The organism is Streptomyces sp. AC558_RSS880 (assembly GCF_019049255.1).
Lineage (GTDB): Bacteria > Actinomycetota > Actinomycetes > Streptomycetales > Streptomycetaceae > Streptomyces.
This window is the reverse complement of the sequence record NZ_JAGMUJ010000150.1, coordinates 271,227-292,636: the sequence shown is the minus strand read 5'-3', so window position 1 is coordinate 292,636 and position 21,410 is coordinate 271,227. Positions and strand designations below refer to the sequence as shown.

23 protein-coding genes and 1 riboswitch are annotated in these 21,410 nt (G+C 72.6%); of the genes, 7 read left to right on the top strand and 16 right to left on the bottom strand.

Annotated elements, in window-relative coordinates; translation table 11 throughout:
- Positions 1–2 precede the first annotated feature (2 nt).
- On the top strand, positions 3–377 hold the full coding sequence (locus KUM38_RS34505; protein ID WP_217135429.1) for a fic family toxin-antitoxin system, toxin component: 375 nt from the start codon (positions 3–5) through the stop codon (positions 375–377).
- Here the strand turns inward: KUM38_RS34505 and KUM38_RS34500 are convergent, their stop codons facing one another.
- The 4 genes from KUM38_RS34500 to bioB form a co-directional block, all read right to left on the bottom strand.
- Complete coding sequence (locus KUM38_RS34500; RefSeq protein ID WP_217135426.1) at positions 378–1,079, bottom strand: class I SAM-dependent methyltransferase; 702 nt, start codon at positions 1,077–1,079, stop codon at positions 378–380.
- Between the two features lie 69 nt (positions 1,080–1,148).
- Complete coding sequence (gene bioD / locus KUM38_RS34495; RefSeq protein WP_217135425.1) at positions 1,149–1,865, bottom strand: dethiobiotin synthase; 717 nt, start codon at positions 1,863–1,865, stop codon at positions 1,149–1,151.
- Between the two features lies 1 nt (position 1,866).
- Complete coding sequence (locus tag KUM38_RS34490) at positions 1,867–3,147, bottom strand: adenosylmethionine--8-amino-7-oxononanoate transaminase (protein WP_217135423.1); 1,281 nt, start codon at positions 3,145–3,147, stop codon at positions 1,867–1,869.
- Positions 3,140–4,291, bottom strand: coding sequence for a biotin synthase BioB (gene bioB / locus KUM38_RS34485; RefSeq protein ID WP_217135420.1), 1,152 nt, complete (start codon positions 4,289–4,291; stop codon positions 3,140–3,142). Before bioB ends, KUM38_RS34490 begins: the two co-directional genes overlap by 8 nt.
- Before the next feature lie 147 nt (positions 4,292–4,438).
- On the opposite strand from bioB, the gene KUM38_RS34480 reads away from it, so the two are divergent.
- Positions 4,439–5,566: an 8-amino-7-oxononanoate synthase gene (locus tag KUM38_RS34480; RefSeq protein ID WP_217135418.1), complete on the top strand. Its 1,128-nt coding sequence runs from the start codon at positions 4,439–4,441 to the stop codon at positions 5,564–5,566.
- Between the two features lie 53 nt (positions 5,567–5,619).
- On the opposite strand, the gene KUM38_RS34475 is transcribed toward KUM38_RS34480, so the two are convergent.
- Together KUM38_RS34475 and KUM38_RS34470 are read right to left on the bottom strand one after the other, a co-directional pair.
- Positions 5,620–5,844, bottom strand: coding sequence for a DUF397 domain-containing protein (locus tag KUM38_RS34475; protein WP_217135416.1), 225 nt, complete (start codon positions 5,842–5,844; stop codon positions 5,620–5,622).
- A gap of 9 nt (positions 5,845–5,853) precedes the next feature.
- Complete coding sequence (locus tag KUM38_RS34470) at positions 5,854–6,714, bottom strand: helix-turn-helix transcriptional regulator (protein ID WP_217135415.1); 861 nt, start codon at positions 6,712–6,714, stop codon at positions 5,854–5,856.
- Positions 6,715–6,925: 211 nt separating this feature from the next.
- Between KUM38_RS34470 and KUM38_RS34465 the strand changes: the two genes are divergently transcribed.
- The gene (locus KUM38_RS34465; RefSeq protein WP_217135412.1) at positions 6,926–7,387 is read left to right on the top strand and encodes an ATP-binding protein; all 462 of its coding nucleotides are present in this window, start codon (positions 6,926–6,928) and stop codon (positions 7,385–7,387) included.
- A gap of 61 nt (positions 7,388–7,448) precedes the next feature.
- Here the strand turns inward: KUM38_RS34465 and KUM38_RS34460 are convergent, their stop codons facing one another.
- The 3 genes from KUM38_RS34460 to KUM38_RS34450 all read right to left on the bottom strand — a co-directional run bounded on the left by KUM38_RS34460 (position 7,449) and on the right by KUM38_RS34450 (position 9,413).
- A complete protein-coding gene (locus KUM38_RS34460) occupies positions 7,449–7,922 on the bottom strand; it encodes a C40 family peptidase (RefSeq protein ID WP_217135410.1) in 474 nt (157 codons plus the stop codon).
- A 3-nt stretch (positions 7,923–7,925) separates the two neighbouring features.
- A riboswitch (cyclic di-AMP (ydaO/yuaA leader) is annotated at positions 7,926–8,128 on the bottom strand.
- Between the two features lie 333 nt (positions 8,129–8,461).
- Complete coding sequence (locus tag KUM38_RS34455; protein ID WP_217135408.1) at positions 8,462–8,770, bottom strand: hypothetical protein; 309 nt, start codon at positions 8,768–8,770, stop codon at positions 8,462–8,464.
- Between the two features lie 7 nt (positions 8,771–8,777).
- Entirely contained in the window at positions 8,778–9,413 is a 636-nt protein-coding gene (locus KUM38_RS34450) for an ATP-dependent Clp protease proteolytic subunit (protein ID WP_217135406.1), read from the bottom strand.
- Between the two features lie 68 nt (positions 9,414–9,481).
- Between KUM38_RS34450 and KUM38_RS34445 the strand changes: the two genes are divergently transcribed.
- On the top strand, positions 9,482–9,769 hold the full coding sequence (locus KUM38_RS34445; RefSeq protein ID WP_217135404.1) for a type II toxin-antitoxin system Phd/YefM family antitoxin: 288 nt from the start codon (positions 9,482–9,484) through the stop codon (positions 9,767–9,769).
- Positions 9,770–9,859: 90 nt separating this feature from the next.
- Here the strand turns inward: KUM38_RS34445 and KUM38_RS34440 are convergent, their stop codons facing one another.
- The gene (locus KUM38_RS34440; protein WP_217135402.1) at positions 9,860–10,861 is read right to left on the bottom strand and encodes an ABC transporter permease; all 1,002 of its coding nucleotides are present in this window, start codon (positions 10,859–10,861) and stop codon (positions 9,860–9,862) included.
- A gap of 107 nt (positions 10,862–10,968) precedes the next feature.
- On the opposite strand from KUM38_RS34440, the gene KUM38_RS34435 reads away from it, so the two are divergent.
- Positions 10,969–11,598, top strand: a complete 630-nt coding sequence (locus KUM38_RS34435) for a TetR/AcrR family transcriptional regulator (RefSeq protein ID WP_217135400.1) — start codon at positions 10,969–10,971, stop codon at positions 11,596–11,598.
- 261 nt (positions 11,599–11,859) lie between these two features.
- Positions 11,860–13,461 (top strand): alpha/beta hydrolase, encoded by a 1,602-nt coding sequence (locus KUM38_RS34425; protein WP_217135398.1) that lies wholly within the window; start codon positions 11,860–11,862, stop codon positions 13,459–13,461.
- Positions 13,462–13,531: 70 nt separating this feature from the next.
- On the opposite strand, the gene KUM38_RS34420 is transcribed toward KUM38_RS34425, so the two are convergent.
- Positions 13,532–14,257, bottom strand: coding sequence for a 1-acyl-sn-glycerol-3-phosphate acyltransferase (locus KUM38_RS34420; RefSeq protein WP_217135396.1), 726 nt, complete (start codon positions 14,255–14,257; stop codon positions 13,532–13,534).
- 187 nt (positions 14,258–14,444) lie between these two features.
- Between KUM38_RS34420 and KUM38_RS34415 the strand changes: the two genes are divergently transcribed.
- Positions 14,445–14,900, top strand: a complete 456-nt coding sequence (locus KUM38_RS34415; RefSeq protein ID WP_217135394.1) for an RpiB/LacA/LacB family sugar-phosphate isomerase — start codon at positions 14,445–14,447, stop codon at positions 14,898–14,900.
- A 19-nt stretch (positions 14,901–14,919) separates the two neighbouring features.
- Here the strand turns inward: KUM38_RS34415 and KUM38_RS34410 are convergent, their stop codons facing one another.
- From KUM38_RS34410 to KUM38_RS34390, 5 genes are all read right to left on the bottom strand, one after another.
- Positions 14,920–16,149 (bottom strand): PP2C family protein-serine/threonine phosphatase, encoded by a 1,230-nt coding sequence (locus KUM38_RS34410; protein WP_217135392.1) that lies wholly within the window; start codon positions 16,147–16,149, stop codon positions 14,920–14,922.
- An 11-nt stretch (positions 16,150–16,160) separates the two neighbouring features.
- Complete coding sequence (locus tag KUM38_RS34405) at positions 16,161–18,611, bottom strand: SpoIIE family protein phosphatase (RefSeq protein WP_217135390.1); 2,451 nt, start codon at positions 18,609–18,611, stop codon at positions 16,161–16,163.
- Between the two features lie 127 nt (positions 18,612–18,738).
- Positions 18,739–19,965 (bottom strand): ornithine--oxo-acid transaminase, encoded by a 1,227-nt coding sequence (rocD, locus tag KUM38_RS34400; RefSeq protein ID WP_217135388.1) that lies wholly within the window; start codon positions 19,963–19,965, stop codon positions 18,739–18,741.
- The gene (ddaH, locus tag KUM38_RS34395) at positions 19,962–20,774 is read right to left on the bottom strand and encodes a dimethylargininase (protein ID WP_217135386.1); all 813 of its coding nucleotides are present in this window, start codon (positions 20,772–20,774) and stop codon (positions 19,962–19,964) included. The genes rocD and ddaH overlap by 4 nt, the downstream gene beginning before the upstream one ends.
- Positions 20,775–20,899: 125 nt before the next feature.
- Positions 20,900–21,403: an Lrp/AsnC family transcriptional regulator gene (locus KUM38_RS34390; protein WP_217135384.1), complete on the bottom strand. Its 504-nt coding sequence runs from the start codon at positions 21,401–21,403 to the stop codon at positions 20,900–20,902.
- Positions 21,404–21,410: the final 7 nt, after the last annotated feature.

Below are 21,410 nucleotides of genomic sequence, written 5' to 3'. Positions count from 1 at the left end.
CGTTGAACGACCTGCGCATCGACCTCGCCTGGCTGCTCATGCTCGCCGAGCGGCAGACCCCGGGAGACCCCCAGGTCACCGACTGGGGCGCCCTCGTCGCCGCCGTCGCACGCCACGAGGCCGAGATCTTCGACGTCCCCGTCTACGACGGCCCGCACGCCCGCGCCGCCTCACTGCTCCAGCTGCTGATCCACATCCCCGCGCTGGAGCGGTCCAACGCCCTCTTCGCCTCCGCCGTCGCGTACGCCTATCTCGTCGCCAGTGGTCTGAAGGTCGTCACCTCACCCGAGCAGGTGCGCGATCTGGCCCGGCTCGTCAAGACCGGCGAGGCGACCGTGGACGACATCGCCGCCGAGCTGCGCCGCTGGTGCGAGTGATCAGCTCCCGTCGGCCGCCGCGTCGCCCGTCGGCCGCCACGCGGTGCCCATGACGCAGTACGAGGTGGGCAGCGCCGGCCCCTTCTCCGGCATCAGCACCCGCCGGTAGGGGCCGAGCTCGAACCCCGCCCGACGCAGCGCGCCGACCGGGTCACGCGCCACATGGCAGCCACCGGCCAGCGGCGGCCACACCGTCCGGTCCAGCACCCGCTGGGTGAGGCGCATGACCGGGCCGCCGCCCCGGCCGTGCTCGAAGAACCGCACCTCGCCGCCCGGCCGCAGCACCCGCCTCAGCTCCGCGAGCGCCCGCGGCACGTCCCGGACGCTGCACAGCACCAGTGAGAGCACCGCCGCGTCGAACGCCTCGCTCTTGACCGGCAGCGCCTCCGCCGCACCCGGCACGACATCCACCGGCAGCCGGGCGCGCAGGGCGGCCTCCACGGCCAGCGCCCGCAGCCCCCGCTCCGGCTCGATGGCGACGATCTCCGAGACGGTGCCCGGATAGTGCGCGAAGTTCAGACCATTGCCCGCGCCGACCTCGATCACCCGGCCGGACAGCCCGCCGATCAGTCTGCGCCGCACCCCGGCCATTCCCGCGCGGGTCTCGGCGGCGACGCTGAGCCGGGCGTAGTACCGCGCGAACAGCGGATGGTGCACGGCATCCCGTTCCACCTTCGTGGACCGGCCGGACGGTAGCTGCATGAGGGCCTCCCCCAGGACGGGCCTACGCCGATTCTCCCCCGAACGGACGCCCCGCACCCCCGCTCGCCGTCAGGGCGCCTCGCGCACCCGGAACGTCTCCGCGTCCCAGGTCCCCTCCAGCCGGGGCTCCAGCCAGTGCGGTGCCGAGGCCCGGAACCCGGCGGGGTCCAGCGCGCCCGCCCCGGCCGGTACGGCGCCCAGCAGCGGGACACCGGTCACGTCCGGCAGGTCCAGCAGATTGCACCGCGAGGCCAGGTCGGGCTCGGTGGGCCAGCTGCCGATCACCACACCCGCCAGGTCCAGCCCCCGGCCGCGCAGCTCACGGGCCGTCAGCTCCGTGACGTTCAGGGTGCCGAGCCCGGCCGACGCCACCACCAGCACCGGCGCGGACAGCAGCGCCGCCGCGTCCGCCAGCGTTCCGCCGGCCGCGTCGAACCGTACGAGCAGCCCGCCCGCGCCCTCCACCAGCACCAGATCGTGCTCCGTGGCCAGCTTGGCGGCCCGCTCCGCGACCTCGTGCGGATGCACCGGCGCCCGGCCGGCCCGGCGGGCCGCCGTGGCCGGCGCCAGCGGATCCGGGTACCGGGCCAGTTCGGCCGTCGTCACCGCACCGGCGAGCCGCGCGACCTCCTCGGCGTCCCCGGCCTCGTCCGGCCGCACCCCCGTCTGCGCCGCCTTCAGCACGGCCACCGACCGGCCCGCCGCCAGCGCCGTCGCGGCGAGGGCGGCCGTCACCACCGTCTTGCCGACCTCGGTGCCCGTGCCCGTGATCACCAACACCGGCATGTCATCCCTCCTTCGCCGCCGCGCACACCGCGCGGGCGATGCGCGCCACGTCCACGTCACCCGTGACGTACGGCGGCATGGTGTAGATCAGATCGCGGAACGGCCGCAGCCACACGCCCTCACGCACGGCGGCCTCCGTGGCCGCCCGCACGTCGACGGCGTGATCGAGCTGGACGACCCCGATGGCACCGAGCACCCGCACGTCCCGCACCCCGGGCAGCCCGGCCGCCGGTGCCAGCCCCTCCCGCAGGCCCGCCTCGATCCGCCCGACCTCCGCGCGCCAGTCCTGGCCGAGCAGCAGCTCGACGGAGGCACAGGCCACGGCCGCCGCCAGCGGATTGCCCATGAACGTCGGCCCGTGCGCCAGCACCGGCACCTCACCGCGCGAGATGCCCTCGGCCACCCGCGCGGTGCACAGCGTCGCCGCCATGGTCAGATAACCGCCGGTCAGCGCCTTGCCCACACACATCACATCCGGCGTCACCGCCGCGTGTTCCGCTGCGAACAACGCGCCCGTGCGCCCGAACCCGGTCGCGATCTCGTCGAACACCAGCAGCACGCCGTGCGCGTCGCACGCCTCGCGCAGCACCCGCAGATACGCGGGGGAGTGGAACCGCATCCCGCCCGCACCCTGCACCACCGGCTCCACGATCACCGCGGCCAGCTCGCCGGCGTGCCGCTCGACCGTCTCCCACAGATGGCCGGCGTAGGACTCCTCGTACTCCGCGGGCGGGGCCTCGGCGAACACCTGACGCGGCAGTACCCCGGACCACAGCTCGTGCATCCCGCCCTCGGGGTCGCACACCGACATCGGCTGCCAGGTGTCGCCGTGGTAGCCGCCCCGCCAGGTCAGCAGCCGCCGCTTCTCCGGCCGGCCCAGCGAACGCCAGTACTGCAGGCACATCTTGACCGCGACCTCGACCGACACCGATCCGGAGTCGGCGAGGAACACGTGCTCCAGACCCTCCGGAACCATGTCGACGAGCAGCTTCGCCAGCCGCACGGCGGGCTCGTGGGTGAGCCCGCCGAACATCACGTGGCTCATCCGCTCCAGCTGCCCGCGCGCGGCCTCGTTGAGCACCGGGTGGTTGTAGCCGTGGATCGCCGACCACCAGGACGACATCCCGTCGACCAGTTCGCCCGAGCCGTCGGCGAGTTTCAGCCGTACCCCGCTCGCCGACTCCACGACGAGCGGTTCCTGACGGCCCGGCATGGGCCCGTACGGGTGCCAGACGTGCCGCCGGTCCAGCTCCAGCAGTTCGGCGACGGACCGCTCAGGCATTGGGCGCGAGGTCCGTTCCGGCTCCCCGGCGGCGCACGGCGACCAGGTCCGTACGGGGCTCCTCGGGCGCACTCCCACAGGAGCCCGCGGCCGCCGAACCGCACACACCGCCGCCCTCGTGGGAGCCGCAGCCGCCGCCCGCGCGGTGCTCGGGCAGCGTCACCTCACCGGTGCCCTCCACCTCGAACCCCGCGTCCGCGATCATCTCCAGGTCCGCCTTGCCGGCCTGGCCCTCGCTGGTGAGGTAGTCACCGAGGAAGATCGAGTTGGCCAGGTGCAGCGCGAGCGGCTGCATCGTGCGCAGGTGCACCTCACGTCCGCCGGCGATCCGCACCTCGACGTCCGGGCAGACGAACCGCGTCATCGCCAGGATGCGCAGGCACCGCTGCGGGGTGAGGTGCCACTCCTTGGCGAGCGGCGTGCCCTCCATCGGGATCAGGAAGTTGACCGGTACCGAGTCCGGGTCCAGCTCCCGCAGCGAGAAGACCACGTCGACCAGGTCCTCGTCGCTCTCGCCCATGCCGGCGATCAGGCCCGAGCAGGCCGACAGACCGGCGGCGTGCGCCTTCCGCACCGTGTCCACCCGGTCGGCGTACGTGTGGGTGGTCGTGATGTCTCCGTACGTCGACTCGGACGTGTTGAGGTTGTGGTTGTAGGCGTCCGCGCCCGCCTCGCGCAGCCGCTCCGCCTGTCCGTCGGAGAGCAGGCCGAGACAGGCGCACACCTCGACGCCCTCGTTCTGGTCCTTGATCGCCTTGATGGTCTCGGAGACCCGGTCCACGTCACGGTCGGTCGGACCCCGGCCGCTGGCCACCAGGCACACCCGCTTGGCGCCGCCCGCGAGACCGGCGGCGGCCGCCTGTGACGCCTGGTCCGGCTTGAGCCAGGTGTACTTCAGGATGTCGGCCTTGGAGCCGAGCCGCTGGGAACAGTAGGAGCAGTCCTCCGGGCACAGGCCGGACTTGAGGTTGACGAGATAGTTGAGTTTCACCCGTCGGCCGAACCAGTGCCGCCGCACCCTCCCGGCCGCGGCCACCACATCGAGCAGGTCGTCGTCGGACGTCGCGAGGACGGCCAGAGCTTCCCCGCGGGTCGGCGTCTCGCGCCGAAGCCCCTTGTCCACCAGCGTGTTCAGCAGGTCCATGGGAGCCGATCCTGTCCTACCCGACCCGCCCGGGCCAAGGTGGGTTCGTACAACAGGGGCACTTCGAGGTGTGGGTATTGCCACACAGTGGTCCGTCCGGCCTCCCGCTAATGTCTGTGCACTGCCTACAAAAACCCCGGAGGACCCATGGCGTTCGGCTGGATCGACGAGCAGGCGGAACTGCGCCGCCGGGCCGGACTCGTACGCACCCTGCGTCCCCGGGCCGCCGACACGCCGCTGCTCGATCTGGCGAGCAACGACTACCTGGGTCTGGCCCGGCATCCGGAGGTCACCGAGGGCGCCGCACGGGCCGCGCGGACCTGGGGCGGCGGGGCGACGGGCTCCCGGCTCGTCACCGGCACCACCGCACTCCACACCGAACTGGAACGCGAACTGGCCGCCTTCTGCGGCTTCGAGGCGGCCCTGGTCTTCTCCTCCGGCTACGCGGCCAACCTCGCCGCCGTCACCGCACTGGCCCCGCACGGCTCCAGGATCGTCTCCGACGCGGGCAACCACGCCTCGCTGATCGACGGTTGCCGGCTGGCCCGCGGTACGACACAGGTCGCGGCGCACTCCGATCCCGATGCCGTGCGCAAGGCGCTGGACGGGCACGACGGACCCGCGGTCGCGGTGTCCGACACGGTGTTCTCGGTGGACGGCGACGCCGCCCCGCTCACCGGGCTCGCCGCGGCGTGCCGGGAGCACGGCGCGGGTCTGGTGCTCGACGACGCGCACGGTCTCGGCGTGCTCGGCGACGGCGGGCGCGGGGCCCCGCACGCGGCGGGACTGGCGGGCGCCGACGACGTCGTCGTGACGGTGACGCTGTCCAAGTCGCTCGGCAGCCAGGGTGGAGCGGTGCTCGGCCCGGCCCGGGTGATCGAGCACCTGGTCAACGCGGCCCGGACGTTCATCTTCGACACGGGGCTCGCCCCCGCCGCCGCGGGTGCGGCCCTGGCGGCCCTGCGGCTGCTGCGCCGCGAACCCGGGCGCGCGGCACGGGCGGGCGAGGTGGCGCGGGAACTGCACGACCGGCTGACGGCCGCGGGTCTGGAAGCGGTGCGTCCGGACGCCGCGGTCGTCTCCGTGCGTGCCTCTTCCCCGGAGCAGGCCGTGCGATGGGCGGCCGACTGCCGGGCGGCCGGCCTGTCCGTGGGCTGCTTCCGTCCTCCTTCCGTGCCCGACGGCGTCTCACGGCTCAGACTGACCGCCCGCGCGGACCTGTCCGGGGCGGAGATCGAACGCGCTGTACGGGTGATCGGCGAGACGCGGCCATGAGTCGGCGGGACACGGCCGTGCGTCGCTCGATGACGGGCTGACCGGTCGGCTCGTCAGCCGACCGCGGTCACGAACTCCGTCCAGCTGGCGGGGGAGAAGAGCAGCGCGGGCCCGTCCGGGGCCTTGGAGTCGCGCACGGCGAGCAGTCCGGCCAGGGGGCCGGCGGCCGGCCGGGCCGTCTCCACGCAGTTGTTCGCACCCGTGCTGTAGCTGCTGCGCAGCCACCTCACATCGTGCAGTGCGAGGCCGGAAGGGATGGTCCGAGGCGGTACGGGCATCGTGCCTCCTTACGCGCCGGCGGCTGCACCGGCGATGAAATCCAACGAGTCCTCGGGTGAAAGGGCGTGGATCGAGAGGGCGTCGAAGGCCTCCGAGTACACCCGGAGGTCTTCTTTCCGCTCCAGATGGAGGCTACTCGTCAAGTGGTCGAGAACAACCACGTCCAGATCAGAAGTGCGCGAAAATGAAAAGATTACGAAAGGACCGGTCATGCCGATGTGTGCTCCGGCGCCGAACGGCAGGACCTGCAACCGCACTTGGGGGAGACGGGCCGCCTCGACCAGCCGGTTCAACTGACGGGCCATCACGCCGGGACCGCCGACCTCCCGGCGCAGCACCGCCTCGTCCAGGACCGCGCTCAGCTCCAGCGGTGGCGTCGCCCGCAGCACGTCCTGCCGGGCCAGCCGCACCTCCACCAGCGCGTCCAGCCGCTCCTCCGACGCGTCCTCCAGGGCCGCCTCCGTCACCGCACGCGCGTACTCCGGCGTCTGCAGCAGTCCCGGGATCACCGTGGTCTCCAGGGTGCGCATCGTGCTCGCCTGAGACTCCAGGCTGATGAAGTCCCGGTAGGTCGGCGGCAGTACACCGCGGTAGGCGTGCCACCAGTGGTGCCGTCCGTCCCCGTCGCCGGAGCCCGACAGCATCAGCAGCAACTCCCGCAACTGCGGGTCGGCCACGCCGTAGACGTCGAGCAGTAACCGCACGTCGGGCGGTTTCACCCCGCTCGTGCCCGTCTCGATCCGGCTCACCTTCGACTGGTGCCAGCCCGCAAGGCGGGCCGCCTCGCCGCTGGTGAGTCCCGCCGAGGTGCGCAGTGCGCGCAGTTCGGCGCCCAGTTTCCGGCGGCGCACCGCGGGACCGTGCTGCATGGGCTTCTCCTTACTCCTTCCGAGTCGCCCGGATACGGTCTCCCGTCGCAGAGTTCACCGCTTTGAGCGACAGATATATGCACATCTTGGTGGATCGCCGTCCTGTGCCGCGCGGTGATGGCAGTCTGGCGGCGAAGCACCAGTGCGGGACCGTACTCGAACCATCCGCTCCGTGTCGGACCGCGGTCCCGTGGAAAGGGACGACGTCGCCATGGCAGACCATCTGGAAGCATCCGTCACTCTGCCGAGCGATCCCGCCTCGGTCGCGGCCGCCCGTGCCCATGTGGTGGGCACACTGGAGGAATGGGGCGTGCCGGCGGACACGGAACTGTGCGAAACCGTCCGGCTGATCGTCTCCGAACTCGCCACCAACGCCGTGCAGCACACGTTCGGGCAGTCGCCCACGTTCACCGTGGACGTCGTCCTGGTCCGGGACGAACGGTTGCACGTCGGTGTCACGGACAGCCACCCGCGGCTCCCCAAGCGGCTGCCCGCGGCGGTCCAGCAGGACAACGGCCGCGGGCTGGTCATCATCCGCTGTCTGGCCGCGGAATGCGGCGGCAGGCTCAGAGTCCGCCCCACGTGCGAGGGCGGCAAGACCGTATCGGTCGAACTCCCGTGGACCGCCCCGGCCGCCGAAGCGGTCACGGCGGCCGGACAGCAGGAGCAGTAGGAACCGCCTCGGCCGAAGGAGGCGGGGCGGCGGCACGGCGGGGGCGCCGCCGCCCCCGCGGTCACTTCACCCGGCCGTACCAGACGCTGCGGGTCCAGATCTTCTGCAGGCGCACCACGTCCCCGGTCTTCGGGGCGTGCCAGATCTTGCCCTTACCCGCGTAGATGCCGACGTGGTAGACGTAGCTGCCCGAATGGAAGAACACCAGGTCTCCCGCCCTGCGGTTCCCGGCGGAGATGTGGCGCGTCTTGTTGTACTGCTGGGCGGCGGTGCGCGGCAGCTTCTTGCCCGCCTTCTTGAACGAATACAGCGTCAGACCCGAGCAGTCGAACCTGTACGGCCCCGTGGCGCCCCACTTGTAGGGCGAGCCCTGCTTGGAGGCGGCGATGCGCAGCGCCTTGGTGGCCGGGCTCGCGGCGGACGCCTCCGAGGCGGCGCCGGGGACCACGATGGAGCCGCCCACCGCGGCCAGGGTGAGAGCCGAGGCCGTGCCGGCCCGGGCCATGAGAGACGGGACACGATTGAGCGCAGTCATGCGCAACCCTTCGTCAGCCGCCTGTGAAGGATGACCTGTCGGATTCGGGCTGGCGAAGTGGCCCGGCCGCACACGTGCGGCTTCACCCCAAGGACTGCTCGGAACTGACGTCCCGGCGGCCCGTCTTGCCTGGGTCCTCCACTCCTGCCGATCCACTCCTGTCGACCGGTCATCCGGGCGGCGGCAGGACTCGGCGTCCGCCCGGATCGCCCCGCCGCGGCGGCGGGGTCTTGTCGTCAGTCAGGGATCTTGGCGCATGGCGCGATCGAAATCCCAACGGAACGTGGGATTTGTGTTGTTACTCACCACTCATCCGTTCGGGTGGACACCCCTCTGTCCGGGTCCCCGCCGAGGGCCCGGGGAGCCCCGGACCAGGGGTGAAAAGCACCGTTCCGGTCGTGCGGTACACACGCTGCGCAACTTCGAAGGCCCGAAAACAGCAGGTTCGTCTACGCCGGACGGGGGTACGTCGTTTGGTCCGTTTCAACCCCGGCAAGAGCGCACTGTCGACCGGGATCGCCGACCGGGGACCCCGGGCGTCAACTGCCGGGGCCCGGCGGCAGGGTGACCCGGGCCGTGCGCCGCTCGCCGTCCAGCACCCGCAGGGCCCGGGCCAGCGTGCCGGAGTGCAGTTCGTTCTCGCCGCGCCGGTGCATCAGGGTCAGCGCGTCGCGCAGCGCGACGGCCTTGCCGACCAGGGCCTGAGCGGCGCGCAGTCCGCGATAGGTGTCACCGCCCAGGGCCGGGTTGACCCTGCCGAGCAGGTCGACGGCCTCGAGGTAACGGTCGATCAACTCGGCCTCCGCGCGGGTCAGCGCGGGCAGCGGCGGCAGCTCCGGTGGCAGCATCCGCGGCTCACCTCGCGCCGGAGGCGGGGGACGCGCTCCTGCGGCTGGGCACGATCCGGTCCGCCAGGCCGTACTCCACCGCCGCCTGTGCGTCGAGGACCCTGTCCCGCTCGGTGTCCGCCCGGACCTGCTCCGCGGTGCGGCCCGTGTGCCGGACCAGGATCTCCTCCATCCGCGACCGGACACGGGTCAACTCCTCGGCCTGGATCGCCAGATCACTGGTCTGTCCCTCGACCGGCTCCAGGAGGGAGGGCTGGCGGAGCACCAGACGGGAGCCGGGCAGCAGGAGTCGCTTGCCCGGGGTGCCGGCGGCCAGCAGCAGCGCGGCGGCGCCCTCCGCCCGGCCCAGGCAGATCGTCTCCACGTCACAGGTGACGTAGCGCAGCGTGTCGTAGATCGCCGACATGGCGTGGAAGGAGCCGCCGGGGGAGTTGACGTAGAGCGAGATGTCCCGGTCGGGAGAGTGGTGCTCCAAGTACATGAACTGCGCCATCACGTCGTTGGCGGAGGTCTCGTCGATCCGTGTCCCGAGGATGACGATCCGCTCCTCGAGCAGCTTCGAGTAGGGGTCCGTCGTCCGGTTCCCGGCTGCCGTGCGTTCGGTGAGCTCGGGCAGGACGTGGCGGGCGGACGGTCGGGTCATGAGAGCCCCTCCTGTCTGGTTGTCTCTGTAAAAAATGTACAGGACGTACGTGACGTTATGATGGGTTCATGGCCTACGAGATTCCGGTTACCCAAGCCAGGGCTGAGCTCGCCGACCTCATCAACCGTGTGGTGTACGGCGGTGAGCGCGTCGTCGTGACCCGGCACGGAAAGCCCCTCGTCGCCCTCGTGTCCGCCGATGACCTGCGACGACTCGAAGAACTCGGGCAGGCTCAGGAACCCGCCGAGGAGCAGGTGGTCAGCACCGTGGCCGGCGTTCGCGAGGTCGCGTCCGCTCCTCGCGAACGGCAGCGCTTCGGCATCGCGGCGGAGCACCGGGGGACGGCCACTTCGTAAGCCTTCACGACGGGACCGCGCACCCCCGTCCGCCACGGCGGGGATGCGCGGTCGTTCCGTGCGGCCGGAGGCCGGCCCCCGTGCGGCCGGTCAGCCGGCGGGGGCCGGGCCCGGCTCGGCGGCGGGCTCCGCGTTCCCCGCGCGCTCCTCCATCGCGCGGCCGAGGAGCACGGCGCCCAGGCCCAGCGCCGCCCACCAGGTCAGCGTCAGGGCGGGGCCGGCCGCCGCCGCGCCGTCGAAGAAGGACACCGAGCGCAGCAGCGACACGCCCGCCCCCGGCGGCAGCCACTGGCCGATCGCCCCGGCCGGCTCGGGCAGCATCTCCGGCGCCGAGGACGCCCCCGAGAAGGGGTTGCCGAGCAGCATGATCACAAAGCCGCCGAGCGCGATGCCCGCCCGTCCGATCAGCGCCGAGAGTCCGGCGACCGCCGCGCCCATGGCCAGTGCGGCCAGCGCGAACGTGCCGGCCACGGTCCACCAGTTCCCCGGAACGGCGTCCAGCCAGCTCTGCGCCAGCGCCGCGGCCACCGCGCCGACCAGGGCGGCGGACCCGGCCAGCGCGGCCACCGCGCGGGCACCGCGCAGCCCCAGCAGCGTCACCGCGGTGCCGGCACCGATCCCGGCCAGGGCCAGCGGCAGCACGCTCGTGTTCAGGACCGCGCCGCGCGGATCCCCCTCGGCGGCGGGCGCCACGTCCACGGTGGTGACCTCGCTGCCCGAGGCGGACGCCTGGTGCGTCACCGCCTGCTGCAGCAGCTGGGCCACGACCGGGCTCGCGGCGGACGCGGTGAGCAGTTTCGGCCCCTGCGCGGTGACGACGACCGCGCCGTACACCTCGCGGTCCTCGACCGCTTCCCGGGCGGCGGCCTCGTCGGCGTAGTGGTGGAGGTCGAAGGCGCCCTCCCGGTTCTCCAGCCGCTGCTCCACCGGTGCGGTCGCCGCGGTGGGGCCGGCGACACCGAGCGGCAGGTCGCGGGGCGCCGTACGGGCCGCGGGCCAGGCGAAGGCCCAGAGAGCCAGCGCCACCAGGGCGGGGACCAGCAGCGTCACGGCGACGATGCGGCGGTGCGGCGACAGTGACGAGGGGGACATGATGACTCCGGCGGTAAAAAAGAAGGATCGTTCGTTTTTCTGTCACCGCCACCGTCCCGCTCCGTCCGCTCCTTGTCAAGAAGGAATGTTCGTTTTAGATTGCGGCCATGGCCCGCGTATCCCAGGAACACCTCGACGCCCGCCGCCGCCAGATCCTCGACGGCGCCGCGTCCTGCTTCGCCCGCAACGGCTTCCACGCCACCTCGATGCAGGACGTCCTCAAGGAGGCGGACCTCTCCGCGGGCGCCGTCTACCGGTACTTCCGCGGGAAGGACGAGCTGATCGCCGCGATCGCGACCGAAGTGCTCGACACGGTGCGCGAAATCTTCCAAGGGGCCGCCCTGGAGAGCCCGCCGCCGACCCCCGAGATCCTCATTCCGCGCACCCTGGCTCAGATGCGGGAGCGCCGGCCGGTGATGTCGGACGACGGTGAGTGGATGTTCCCGCGGCTGATGATCCAGGTGTGGAGCGAGACCACACGCAGTCCCGAGCTGGCGGCCGTACTGGGGGAGGGGTACCGGAACGTCCGTATGGCCTGGGGGCGGATGGTCGAGAGCTACAAGGACGCCGGCCTGATGGACGCCGACGCCGACGCCGACGCCACGGCGCGGGCGTTGATCGCGCTCGTGCAGGGCTTCGCCGTCCAGATGGCCCTCTTCGGCGAAACCTCCGAACGGACGCTGGCCGACGGCCTGCGGGCACTGATGACGGTGCGCCCGGCCGGATGCGGCGGCTGACGGCCGGGCCCGCCCGGTCGACGTCCCCGAAGCGCCGCCCGGCCGGCCCGCCGTCCTGGTGAGCGCCGTGGCGCCCGACGCGCTGCGGCTGCGGCGCCTCCTCGACGGGGCACCCGCCTCCTTCGCGGCCGTGTCCGATTGACGGAACTCCCTTGCCCGGTTATCGGATTGGCAAAGAACGGCCTCGGCCCCTGTCCGCGGCGACCTCACAGCGGAGAGGATCCCCCGTACCCATCGCAACGATGAACGGGGAGGCCCCACTTGAGGGACAGCGGACCGAAGAGGCGGGCTGCCGCGCGCGGTTCGGCCGGAGTGCTCGTCACGGCGACGCTCATAGCCGGCGCCGTCGCGGCACCCACGGCGAGCGCGACGGCGGACACCCACCACGGCAAGGACCGCGAGGCCAGGGGCGTGGCGATCGCCGCCGCCCGGGCCGCGGAGACCGGCATCGACTGGCAGGACTGCCCCGCCGACTGGAACCTGCCCGAGCCGATCCAGTGCGGCTGGGTCTCGGTGCCGATGGACTACGCCAAGCCGTACGGCAAGCAGATCAAGCTCGCCGTCGACCGCATCGGCAACACCGGCACCAGGAGCGAACGCCAGGGCGCGCTCCTGTACAACCCGGGTGGTCCCGGAGGTTCCGGTCTGCGCTTCCCGGCCCGGGTCACCGCCAAGAACCCGGTCTGGGCCGACACGGCCAGGGCGTACGACTTCGTGGGCTTCGACCCGCGCGGCGTCGGCAAGTCCGCGCCCATCTCCTGCGCCGACCCACAGGAGTTCGTCAAGGCGCCCAAGATGGACCCGGTGCCCCGCTCCGAGGCCGACAAGCGGGCCCAGCGCGAGCTCGCCCGCGCGTACGCCGAGGGCTGTTACGAGCGCAGCGGCGAGATGCTGCCGCACATGACCACGCCGAACACCGCTCGCGACCTCGACGTCATCCGCGCCGCCCTCGGCGAGAAGAAGCTCAACTTCCTCGGCGTCTCCTACGGCACCTACCTCGGCGCCGTCTACGCCACCCTCTTCCCGGGCCACGTCCGCCGCATGGTCGTCGACAGCGTCGTCAACCCCTCCCGCGACAAGATCTGGTACCAGGCCAACCTGGACCAGGACGTCGCCTTCGAGGGCCGCTGGAAGGACTGGCAGGACTGGGTCGCGAAGAACGACGCGACCTACCACCTCGGAGACACCCGCGCCGAGGTCCAGGAGCGGTGGCTCGAACTGCGCGCCACCGCCGAGAGGAACCCCCTCGGTGGCGTCGTCGGCCCGGCCGAGCTGATCTCCTTCTTCCAGAGCGCCCCGTACTACGACTCGGCGTGGGCGCCCACGGCGGCCGTCTTCAGCCGGTACGTCGCCGGCGACACCCAGGCGCTCGTCGACGCCGCCGCCCCCGACCTCTCCGACACGGCGGGCAACGCGGCCTCGGAGAACGGCAACGCCGTCTACACGGCCGTGGAGTGCACCGACGCCAAGTGGCCCACCAGTTGGCGCAAGTGGGACCGCGACAACACCCGGCTGCACCGGGACCATCCGTTCATGACCTGGGCCAACGCCTGGATGAACCTGCCCTGCGCCACCTGGCCGGTCAAGCAGCGGACGCCCGTGGACGTCACGTCCGGCAAGGGCCTGCCGCCGGTACTGATCGTCCAGTCCGAGCGCGACGCGGCCACCCCGTACGCGGGCGCCGTCGAACTGCACCAGCGGCTCAAGGGGTCCCGCCTCATCACCGAGAAGAACGCCGGATCCCACGGTGTCACCGGCCTGGTCAACCCCTGCGTCAACGACCGGGTGGACACCTACCTGCTCACCGGCGAGGTGGACCGGTCCGACGTGACCTGCGCACCCCACGCCACACCGAAGCCGTAGCGCTCACGCCGTACGGCACGAGGGGCGGCCGGAACTCTCCGGCCGCCCCTCACCCGTGTGCGCGGGAGCATCAGTTCAGCGGCATGCGCGGGAAGCGGCGCCTGTCCTCCGCCCTGCGCTCGGCGTCCTCCGCCTTGGCGACGGCCGCGTACTGGTCGACGTACTCCTGCTCGGACAGGGTGAGGATGGCGTACATGATCTCGTCGGTGGCGGCGCGCAGGACCGCCTTCTCGTTCTCCATCCCCGCGTAGCGCGAGAAGTCCAGCGGCTTGCCGAAGCGGATCACCACCGGGTGGATGCGGGGGATCTTCTTTCCGGGCGGCTGGGCCTCGAAGGTGCCGATCATCGCGCAGGGAATCACCGGGACGCCCGCCTTGAGGGCCATCACCGCGACGCCGACCTTGCCCTTGTAGAGGCGCCCGTCGTGCGAGCGCGTGCCCTCCGGGTAGATGCCGAGCAGTTCCCCCTTGTCCAGCACGCCGAGGCCCTCCCGGATGGCGGCCTGCCCGGCCTCCTTGCCGGAGCGGTCGACGGGGATCTGTCCCGCGCTGTGGAAGAAGAACGCCGTCAGCCGGCCCTTGAGGCCGGGACCGGTGAAGTACTCGGCCTTGGCGAGGAAGGTGATGCGCCGCTTGAGCACGGCCGGCATCAGGAAGTGGTCCGAGAACGACAGGTGGTTCCCCGCGACGATGGCGGCGCCGGACGACGGCACGTGCTCGAGGCCCTCTATTCGCGGCCGGAAGAGCAGACGCAGCAGCGGGCCCAGCAGCACGTACTTGAGCAGGTGGTAGAACAAGGACACGCTCCTCGACTCCGGCGGACGGGCGGTGCCGCCGCATCCCGGCAGGCCATCCGGCACGTCGTGGGGTGCCAGTCTAGGTCCGGGCGCCGTGGCCCGGCACCATGTCCGACGCGACGGAACGCGCCGTGCCGGGGCGTTGAGTGCCCGTCAGGGGGCGTCGCGGGGGAGTAGGCTCGGACGCATGCGGATCTCCGTCTCCTCCGACATGGACGAACCCGTGGCCCGCGCCCTCCTCGCCGAGCTCCGCGAGCGCGGCCACGAGGTACGCGCGCACGGCGCCCTGAGCCCCGGGGACGACCCGCAGTGGGCCGTCTGCTCCGAGGCGGCGGCCCGTGAGGTCGCCGTCGGCACGGCCGACCAGGCGGTGGTGTGCTGCTGGACCGGCACCGGTGCCTCGATCGCCGCGAACAAGGTGCCCGGCGTCCGGGCCGCCCTGTGCACCGACGCCTACACGGCGGACGGCGCGCGCCGCTGGAACGACGCCAACGTGCTGGCGCTCAGCCTGCGGCTGACGTCCGGGCCGCTGCTGACGGAGATCCTCGACGCCTGGTTCGCCGGCGCGCCCAGCGACGACCCGCAGGACCGGCGCAACGTGGAACGCACGGCGCTCCTCGACCGGGAGCGCACCGGCTCCTGACCCGCCCCGGACCCACCGGTCACAGCCGTACGACGACCAGTGCCGTGTCGTCGGTGGCGCCGCCCGGCGGCAGCAGCTCCAGCAGCACGGTGTCCGCGAGCGTCTCGGGATCCTGCGTCCGGTGGCGGCGCAGGGCCTCGGCGAGCCGCAGCAGCCCCGTGTCGATGTCCTCCCGGCGCCGTTCGACCAGCCCGTCGGTGTAGAGCACCAGGGTCGCCCCCGGCACGAACCGGGTCGTCGCCTCCGTCCTCGGCGTCGGATCGGGCTGGGCGTCGAGCGGCGGATCGGTGGCCCGGTCGAGGAACTCCACGCGTCCGTCGCGATGGAGCAGCACGGGCGGCGGATGGCCGGCGCTGCTGTAGGTGATGGTGTGCCGGTCGAAGTCGATGAAGGTGGTCACCGCGGTCGCGGACTCGGCGCCGTCCACCACGTGGGCGTAGCGGCCCACCACGTTCAGCGCCTGCGCGGGCCCGTCCGCCACCCGGGAGGCGGCCGTCAGCGCGCTGCGCAGCTGGCCCATCACCCCGGCCGCCGCCAGCCCGTGCCCCACCACGTCGCCCACGGACACGCCGATACGGTGTCCGCCCACCAGGTCGACCAGGTCGTACCAGTCCCCGCAGACGTTGAGCGCGCCCACCGCCGGCCGGTAGCGCACCGCGGCCCGGCGGTGGCCGATCTGCCGGCGGGCGGGCAGCATCGCCTCCTGCAGCGCCAGGGCCACCTCGCGCTCCCGGGCGTGCGCCTGGCGCAGCCGGTTGTTGAGTTCCTGCAGTTCACGGGCGCGTGCGTACAGCTCGGTCTCCAGCATCCGCCCCCGGCCGTCACCCGCGCCGCCCTGGACCCGGATCAGCTCGGTGACCTCCTCGACCCGGTGCACGATCAGCGCGACCTGTCCGTCGGGGCCGAGCACCGGAGCGTTCACCGGGCTCCAGTAGCGTTCCTCCCACACCCCGGAGTACTCCGGGGTCTCCACGTCGTAGCGCTGCACGGCCATGGTGTCGCGCTCCCCCGTGGACAGGACCCGCAGCAGCGAGGTGCGCAGGAGGTGCGCGCCCTTGGCCTCCGGGTCGTTCGGGTTCTCCGGGAACACGTCGAACAGGAAGCGGCCCACCACGGTCTCGCGGGAGCGCCCGGTCCCGCGGACGAACGCCTCGTTGACGTCCGCGTACACCAGGTCCGGGGTCAGCAGCGCCACCATGCCGGGCAGAGCCTGGTAGACCGCCGCGTAGTCGATCGACGCCTCCGCCATGGGCCATCGCCTCACTCCGGCGGCGCGGTCAGCGACTGCTCCGCCCAGATGATCTTCCCGTCGGGAACGAACCGGGTGCCCCAGCGCTGGGCCAGCTGGGAGACCAGCAGCAGCCCGCGCCCGCCCTCGTCCATCGCGCGGGGATGCCGCAGATGGGGTGCGGTGGCGCCGCCGTCGAACACCTCGCACACCAGCGCCCGCTCGCGGATCAGCCGCAGCCGCACGGGGCCGCCGGCGTGCCGTATGGCGTTGGTGACCAGTTCGCTGACGACCAGCTCCGTGGTGAAGACCAGGTCGTCCAGCCCCCAGCTGGCCAGCTGCCGGGTGCTGGTCCTGCGGGCCTCGGCCACGACCGCCGGATCCGCCGGCAGGTCCCAGACCGCGATCCGTCCGGGGTCGAGACGCCTGGTACGGGCCATCAGCAGGGCCACGTCGTCGTACGGCCGGGCCGGGACCAGCATGTCGACCACCGCGCGGCAGCTCGGCTCGAGCGCGGTCGCGGCGTCCCGCAGTGCCTGCCGCAGCCGTTCGCGGTCCGTCCTGTCGGGCGAGGGCCTCCCGCCGGTCAGCAGACCGTCCGTGTGCAGGGCGAGCGTGCTGCCCTCGGCCAGGCTCAGCTGCACCGCCTCGAACGGCGGGCCGCCCACACCGAGCGCCGGTCCCTGCGGGAGGTCGACGAAGGTGACCGTGCCGTCGGGTGCCACCACGGCGGGCGCGGGATGGCCGGCGGCCGCCATCGTGCACTGCCCGTCCACCGGGTCGTAGACGACGTACAGACAGCCGGACCCGACGGACCGGCCGGGGAAGTCCCCGGACTCCCCGTCGCCCTCGTCCCGCGCCAGCCGGGACGCCAGGTCGTCCAGATGGGCGAGCACCTCCTCGGGCGGCAGATCGATCGCGGCCAGCGTCCGTACGGCGGTGCGCAGCCGCCCCATGGCCGCGGCGGCGCCGATGCCGTGCCCCGGCGCCTCGCCGACGACCAGGGCGACACGGGCGCCGGACAACGGGATCAGGTCGTACCAGTCGCCGCCCAGACCGGTCAGCTCGTCGGCCGGGCGGTAGCAGGCGGACACCTCCACGGCGTCCTGCTCGGGCAGCCGCCGGGGCAGCAGACTGCGCTGCAGGACCAGCGCGGCGTCCCGCTCGCGGGTGTAGCGCCGGGCGTTGTCCACACAGACGGCGGCGCGGGAGACGAGGTCCTCGGCCAGGTGGAGGTCGTCCTCGTCGAAGGGGTTCTGCCGGCGGCGGCGGAAGAACGTGGTGACGCCCAGGGTGACGCCCCGGGCCCGGACCGGGACGATCATCGCGCTCTGCAGGCCGAGCTCCAGGAAGGTGGACTCCCGGCCGCCCGGCGTCGCGGCCCACTCCGGGGCGAGCGGGTCGAGCTGCTCCTGACGCCAGGACCGGCCCGTGGCCAGACAGCGCACCGGCGGGGAACCCGCCGGGTACGACACGACCGCCCCGGTCTCCACGACCGTCCGCGGCAGGTCCTCGTACACCGACCGGTGGCCCGCGCGGAGCAGCGGCACCCGGTCGGAACCGGTGAGCGGGCCGGGCGGGAGCTCGGCGCCGCGCAGCACCGTCTCCAGCAGGTCCACGATGACGAACTCCGCGAGCTCCGGCACGGCCACGTCCGCCAGCTCCTGCGCGGTGCGCAGGATGTCCAGGGTGCGGCCGATGTGCTCGCCGGCCCGGTCGAGCAGGGCGAGGCGCTGGCGGGCGCGGTGCCGCTCGGTGACGTCCACGACGGTGTAGTACACGCCCATCGGACGGCCCCGGGCGTCGTCGAGGCGGGTGAACGACAGCACGTGCGCGGTCTCGCGCAGCGGTGCCGAGCGGGCCCGGCCGACGATCTCGTAGCCGACCACCTGTTCCCCGGTGGCCAGCACGTGCCGCATCTGCGTCTCGACGGCCTCGGAGTTCATTCCCGGCTGGATGTCCGCGAACCGCAGTCCCAGGCGCTGCTCGGCCGGTCCGCCGCCGAACTGTTCGAGCGCGGCGTTGGACCACACGAAGCGCAGCTCCGTGTCCACGATCGCGATGCCGATCGACGTACCGGTGACCACCTGCTCCAGCACGGCGCGGCTCATGTCCCAGCCGGCCGCGCCGGCCAGTTCCGACAGCAGCACCAGCAGCGACGAACGGCCCCGCGGCTCCACCGTCGGCGTGATCCGCACCATCACCGCGACCGGCCGCCCGTCCCGGTGCCGGGCGGTCAACAGCCCCGCCCAGTCGCCGTCCGAGCGGCACCGCTCGACCAGGTCCGGCACCCGCTCGGCGTCCTCGGGGATCAGCAGCTCGGCGAACTTGCGGCCCACGGCCTCGGAGGCGCGGTACCCCAGCAGCCGCTCGGCCCCGGCGGTCCAGCTCGACACCATGCCGTGCGGATCGAGCAACAGGGGAACGGCGTCGGCCACATCGAACCCCTGCCGGGCAACGTCCTGCTCCTTGTGTCCGCCCACGGCCGACCTCTCTGTCGCTGAGAGTGGTCTACCCCCTCTTGTCCCCATCTTCACCCTTGGGGAGGGATGAGGGCTCTCTGGGATAGGCCGTCCCCCCGCCGGGGCCCGGCGGGGGGACGGCAGCGGCTCAGACCTGCCGGGCCAGGACCTTCTCCAGGGTGTGCAGGGCGCCCTGGAGTTCCTCCGCGGTGACGGTCAGCGGCGGGGCCAGGCGGATGGTGGAGCCGTGGGTGTCCTTGACCAGGACGCCCTCCCGCATCAGGCGCTCGCTGACCTCGCGGCCGGTGCCGAGCGCCGGGTCGACGTCCACGCCCGCCCACAGACCGCGGGAGCGGAACCCGACGACACCCTTGCCGACGAGCGTCTCCAGGCCCTCGCGCAGGATCCCGCCCAGTTCCGTCGCCCGGCGCTGGAACTCGCCCGTCTCCAGCAGCTCCACCACGGCCGTACCGACCGCCGCGGCCAGCGGATTGCCGCCGAAGGTCGACCCGTGCTCACCCGGACGGAGCACCTGAAGCACCTCCCGCCGGGCCACCACCGCCGACACCGGGACGATGCCGCCGCCCAGCGCCTTGCCGAGCAGCACCACGTCCGGGACGACCGACTCGTGCTCCACGGCGAGCGTGCGGCCGGTGCGGCCCAGACCCGACTGGATCTCGTCGGCGACGAACAGGCACCCCGCGCGGCGCGTCAGCTCCCGCACGCCCGCCAGGTAACCGTCGTCCGGGACGATCACGCCCGCCTCGCCCTGGATCGGTTCGATCAGCACCGCCGCCGTCGTCTCGTCGACCGCCGCCTCCAGCGCCGCCAGGTCGTTGTACGGCACCACCCGGAAGCCCGGGGTGAACGGCCCGAACCCGGCCCGCGCCACCTCGTCCGTCGAGAAGCTCACGATCGTCGTCGTACGGCCGTGGAAGTTGTCCGCCGCCACCACGATCGTCGCCCGGTCGGCCGGGACGCCCTTCACGTCGTAGGCCCACTTGCGGGCCACCTTGATCCCGCTCTCCACCGCCTCCGCGCCGGTGTTCATGGGCAGCACCATGTCGAGACCGGTCAGCGCGGCCAGCCGCTCCGCGAACTCCGCGAGCCGGTCGTTGTGGAACGCGCGCGAGGTCAGCGTGAGCCGGTCCAGCTGGCGGTGCGCCGCCTCGATCAGCGCCGGATGCCGGTGGCCGAAGTTGAGCGCCGAGTAGCCGGCCAGCATGTCGAGGTACCGTCGGCCCTCCACGTCCTCCACCCACGCGCCCTCCGCGCGGGCGACGACCACGGGCAGCGGGTGGTAGTTGTGCGCGAGGACCGGCTCCTCCGCGCCGATCAGCTCGGCGGACGTACGCGCGGGGACGACAGAGGTCATGAGCGGATCTCCTGTGTGCAGCACTTGATGCCCCCGCCCGCCTTGTGGAACTCGGACAGGTCGACGGGGACGGGAACGTAGCCGCGGTCGGCGAGCCGGGCGGCGAGGGCCGTGGCCCCCGGGGAGACGAACACATGGCGTCCGTCGGAGACGGAGTTCAGCCCGAACGCCATCGCGTCCTCACGCGTCGCGAGCACCGCGTCCGGGTACAGCCGGGCGAGCACCTCGCGGCTGCCCGGCGAGAACGCCTCCGGGTAGTACGCGATGTTCTCCTCGTCCAGCACGAACAGCGCCGTGTCCAGGTGGTAGAAGTACGGATCCACCAGCGTCAGGCCGATCACCGGCACCCCGAAGAACTCCTGCACCTCACGGTGCGCCTCGCGGGTGGTGCGGAACCCGGTGCCGGCGAGGATCCAGCGCCCGGCGGGCACCAGGTCGCCCTCGCCCTCGCACACCGACTCGGGATGGTGGACCTCGTACCCCGCGGCCTTGAACCAGGCCTCGTACGGCACGGACTCCGGGCGCCGCTCGGGCGCCAGGAACAGGGAGCCGAAGACGCGGCCCTCCACGACGACCGCCGCGTTCGCGGCGAACACCATGTCGGGCAGTGCGGGCTCCGGCTCCACGGTGTCCACGGTATGACCGTGGTCGCGGTAGGTGTCGATCAGCGTCCGCCACTGGCGCCTGGCGAGGGCGATGTCGACGGGACGGCCGGGACGCATCCAGGGGTTGATCGCGTACCGCACGGCGAAGTGTCTGGGTTCGCAGACGAGGTATCGCCGCCGGGACGCCACACGGGAGTCGGACACAGAGGGGTTCCTCCGCTTCCACGCGGGTCTCGACAGGGGGTGAGACCACGGTAGGAAGCGAGCGATACGGACGACAAGGAACAAGAGCTGCGTGTTCACGCAGGAACGCTGCGCAGTTCCACCGTTCAGCGCACGTCTGGTGCGTCCTCCGGGGCGGGCTGGCTCACTCCTGCCTCAGGACTGTCCGGCAGCAGATGCGACAGCACCATCACGCTGATCGTCTTCCGGATGAACGGCTCCTGGCGGATCCGCTCCAGCACCTCCTCGAAGTGCTGCACGTCCCGCGCCCGCACGTGCAGCAGCGCGTCCGCGCCGCCGGTCACCGTCATCGCCGCGGCGATCTCCGGATGGTTGCGCACCACCTCCGCCAGCCGCCGGGGCGGCGCCGCCCCCTCGCAGTACACCTCCACGTACGCCTCGGTGCGCCAGCCCAGCGCGGACGGCCGCACCGTCGCCGTGAAGCCGGTGATCACCCCGGTCTCGCGCAGCCGGTCCACCCGGCGCTTGACCGCCGTCGACGACAGCCCGACGGCCGCGCCGATCTCGGCGAAGGACGTCCTGGCGTTCGCCATCAGCGCGGTGACGATCTTCCGGTCGAGCTCGTCGAACGACGCGGGCCTGCTGTTCATGCGGGCA

Excerpts from the sequence above, each read along its gene's own strand:
- KUM38_RS34415 (WP_217135394.1), top strand. The coding sequence starts at position 14,445 with ATGCGGATCTCCGTCTCCTCCGACATGGACGAACCCGTGGCCCGCGCC.
- KUM38_RS34435 (WP_217135400.1), top strand. The coding sequence starts at position 10,969 with ATGGCCCGCGTATCCCAGGAACACCTCGACGCCCGCCGCCGCCAGATC.
- KUM38_RS34500 (WP_217135426.1), bottom strand. The coding sequence starts at position 1,079 with ATGCAGCTACCGTCCGGCCGGTCCACGAAGGTGGAACGGGATGCCGTG.
- KUM38_RS34450 (WP_217135406.1), bottom strand. The coding sequence starts at position 9,413 with ATGACCCGACCGTCCGCCCGCCACGTCCTGCCCGAGCTCACCGAACGC.
- KUM38_RS34455 (WP_217135408.1), bottom strand. The coding sequence starts at position 8,770 with ATGCTGCCACCGGAGCTGCCGCCGCTGCCCGCGCTGACCCGCGCGGAG.
- bioD (WP_217135425.1), bottom strand. The coding sequence starts at position 1,865 with ATGCCGGTGTTGGTGATCACGGGCACGGGCACCGAGGTCGGCAAGACG.
- KUM38_RS34445 (WP_217135404.1), top strand. The coding sequence starts at position 9,482 with ATGGCCTACGAGATTCCGGTTACCCAAGCCAGGGCTGAGCTCGCCGAC.
- KUM38_RS34465 (WP_217135412.1), top strand. The coding sequence starts at position 6,926 with ATGGCAGACCATCTGGAAGCATCCGTCACTCTGCCGAGCGATCCCGCC.
- KUM38_RS34480 (WP_217135418.1), top strand. The coding sequence starts at position 4,439 with ATGGCGTTCGGCTGGATCGACGAGCAGGCGGAACTGCGCCGCCGGGCC.
- bioB (WP_217135420.1), bottom strand. The coding sequence starts at position 4,291 with ATGGACCTGCTGAACACGCTGGTGGACAAGGGGCTTCGGCGCGAGACG.
- KUM38_RS34410 (WP_217135392.1), bottom strand. The coding sequence starts at position 16,149 with ATGGCGGAGGCGTCGATCGACTACGCGGCGGTCTACCAGGCTCTGCCC.
- KUM38_RS34490 (WP_217135423.1), bottom strand. The coding sequence starts at position 3,147 with ATGCCTGAGCGGTCCGTCGCCGAACTGCTGGAGCTGGACCGGCGGCAC.
- KUM38_RS34460 (WP_217135410.1), bottom strand. The coding sequence starts at position 7,922 with ATGACTGCGCTCAATCGTGTCCCGTCTCTCATGGCCCGGGCCGGCACG.
- KUM38_RS34475 (WP_217135416.1), bottom strand. The coding sequence starts at position 5,844 with ATGCCCGTACCGCCTCGGACCATCCCTTCCGGCCTCGCACTGCACGAT.
- rocD (WP_217135388.1), bottom strand. The coding sequence starts at position 19,965 with ATGACCTCTGTCGTCCCCGCGCGTACGTCCGCCGAGCTGATCGGCGCG.
- KUM38_RS34390 (WP_217135384.1), bottom strand. The coding sequence starts at position 21,403 with ATGAACAGCAGGCCCGCGTCGTTCGACGAGCTCGACCGGAAGATCGTC.
- KUM38_RS34440 (WP_217135402.1), bottom strand. The coding sequence starts at position 10,861 with ATGTCCCCCTCGTCACTGTCGCCGCACCGCCGCATCGTCGCCGTGACG.
- KUM38_RS34470 (WP_217135415.1), bottom strand. The coding sequence starts at position 6,714 with ATGCAGCACGGTCCCGCGGTGCGCCGCCGGAAACTGGGCGCCGAACTG.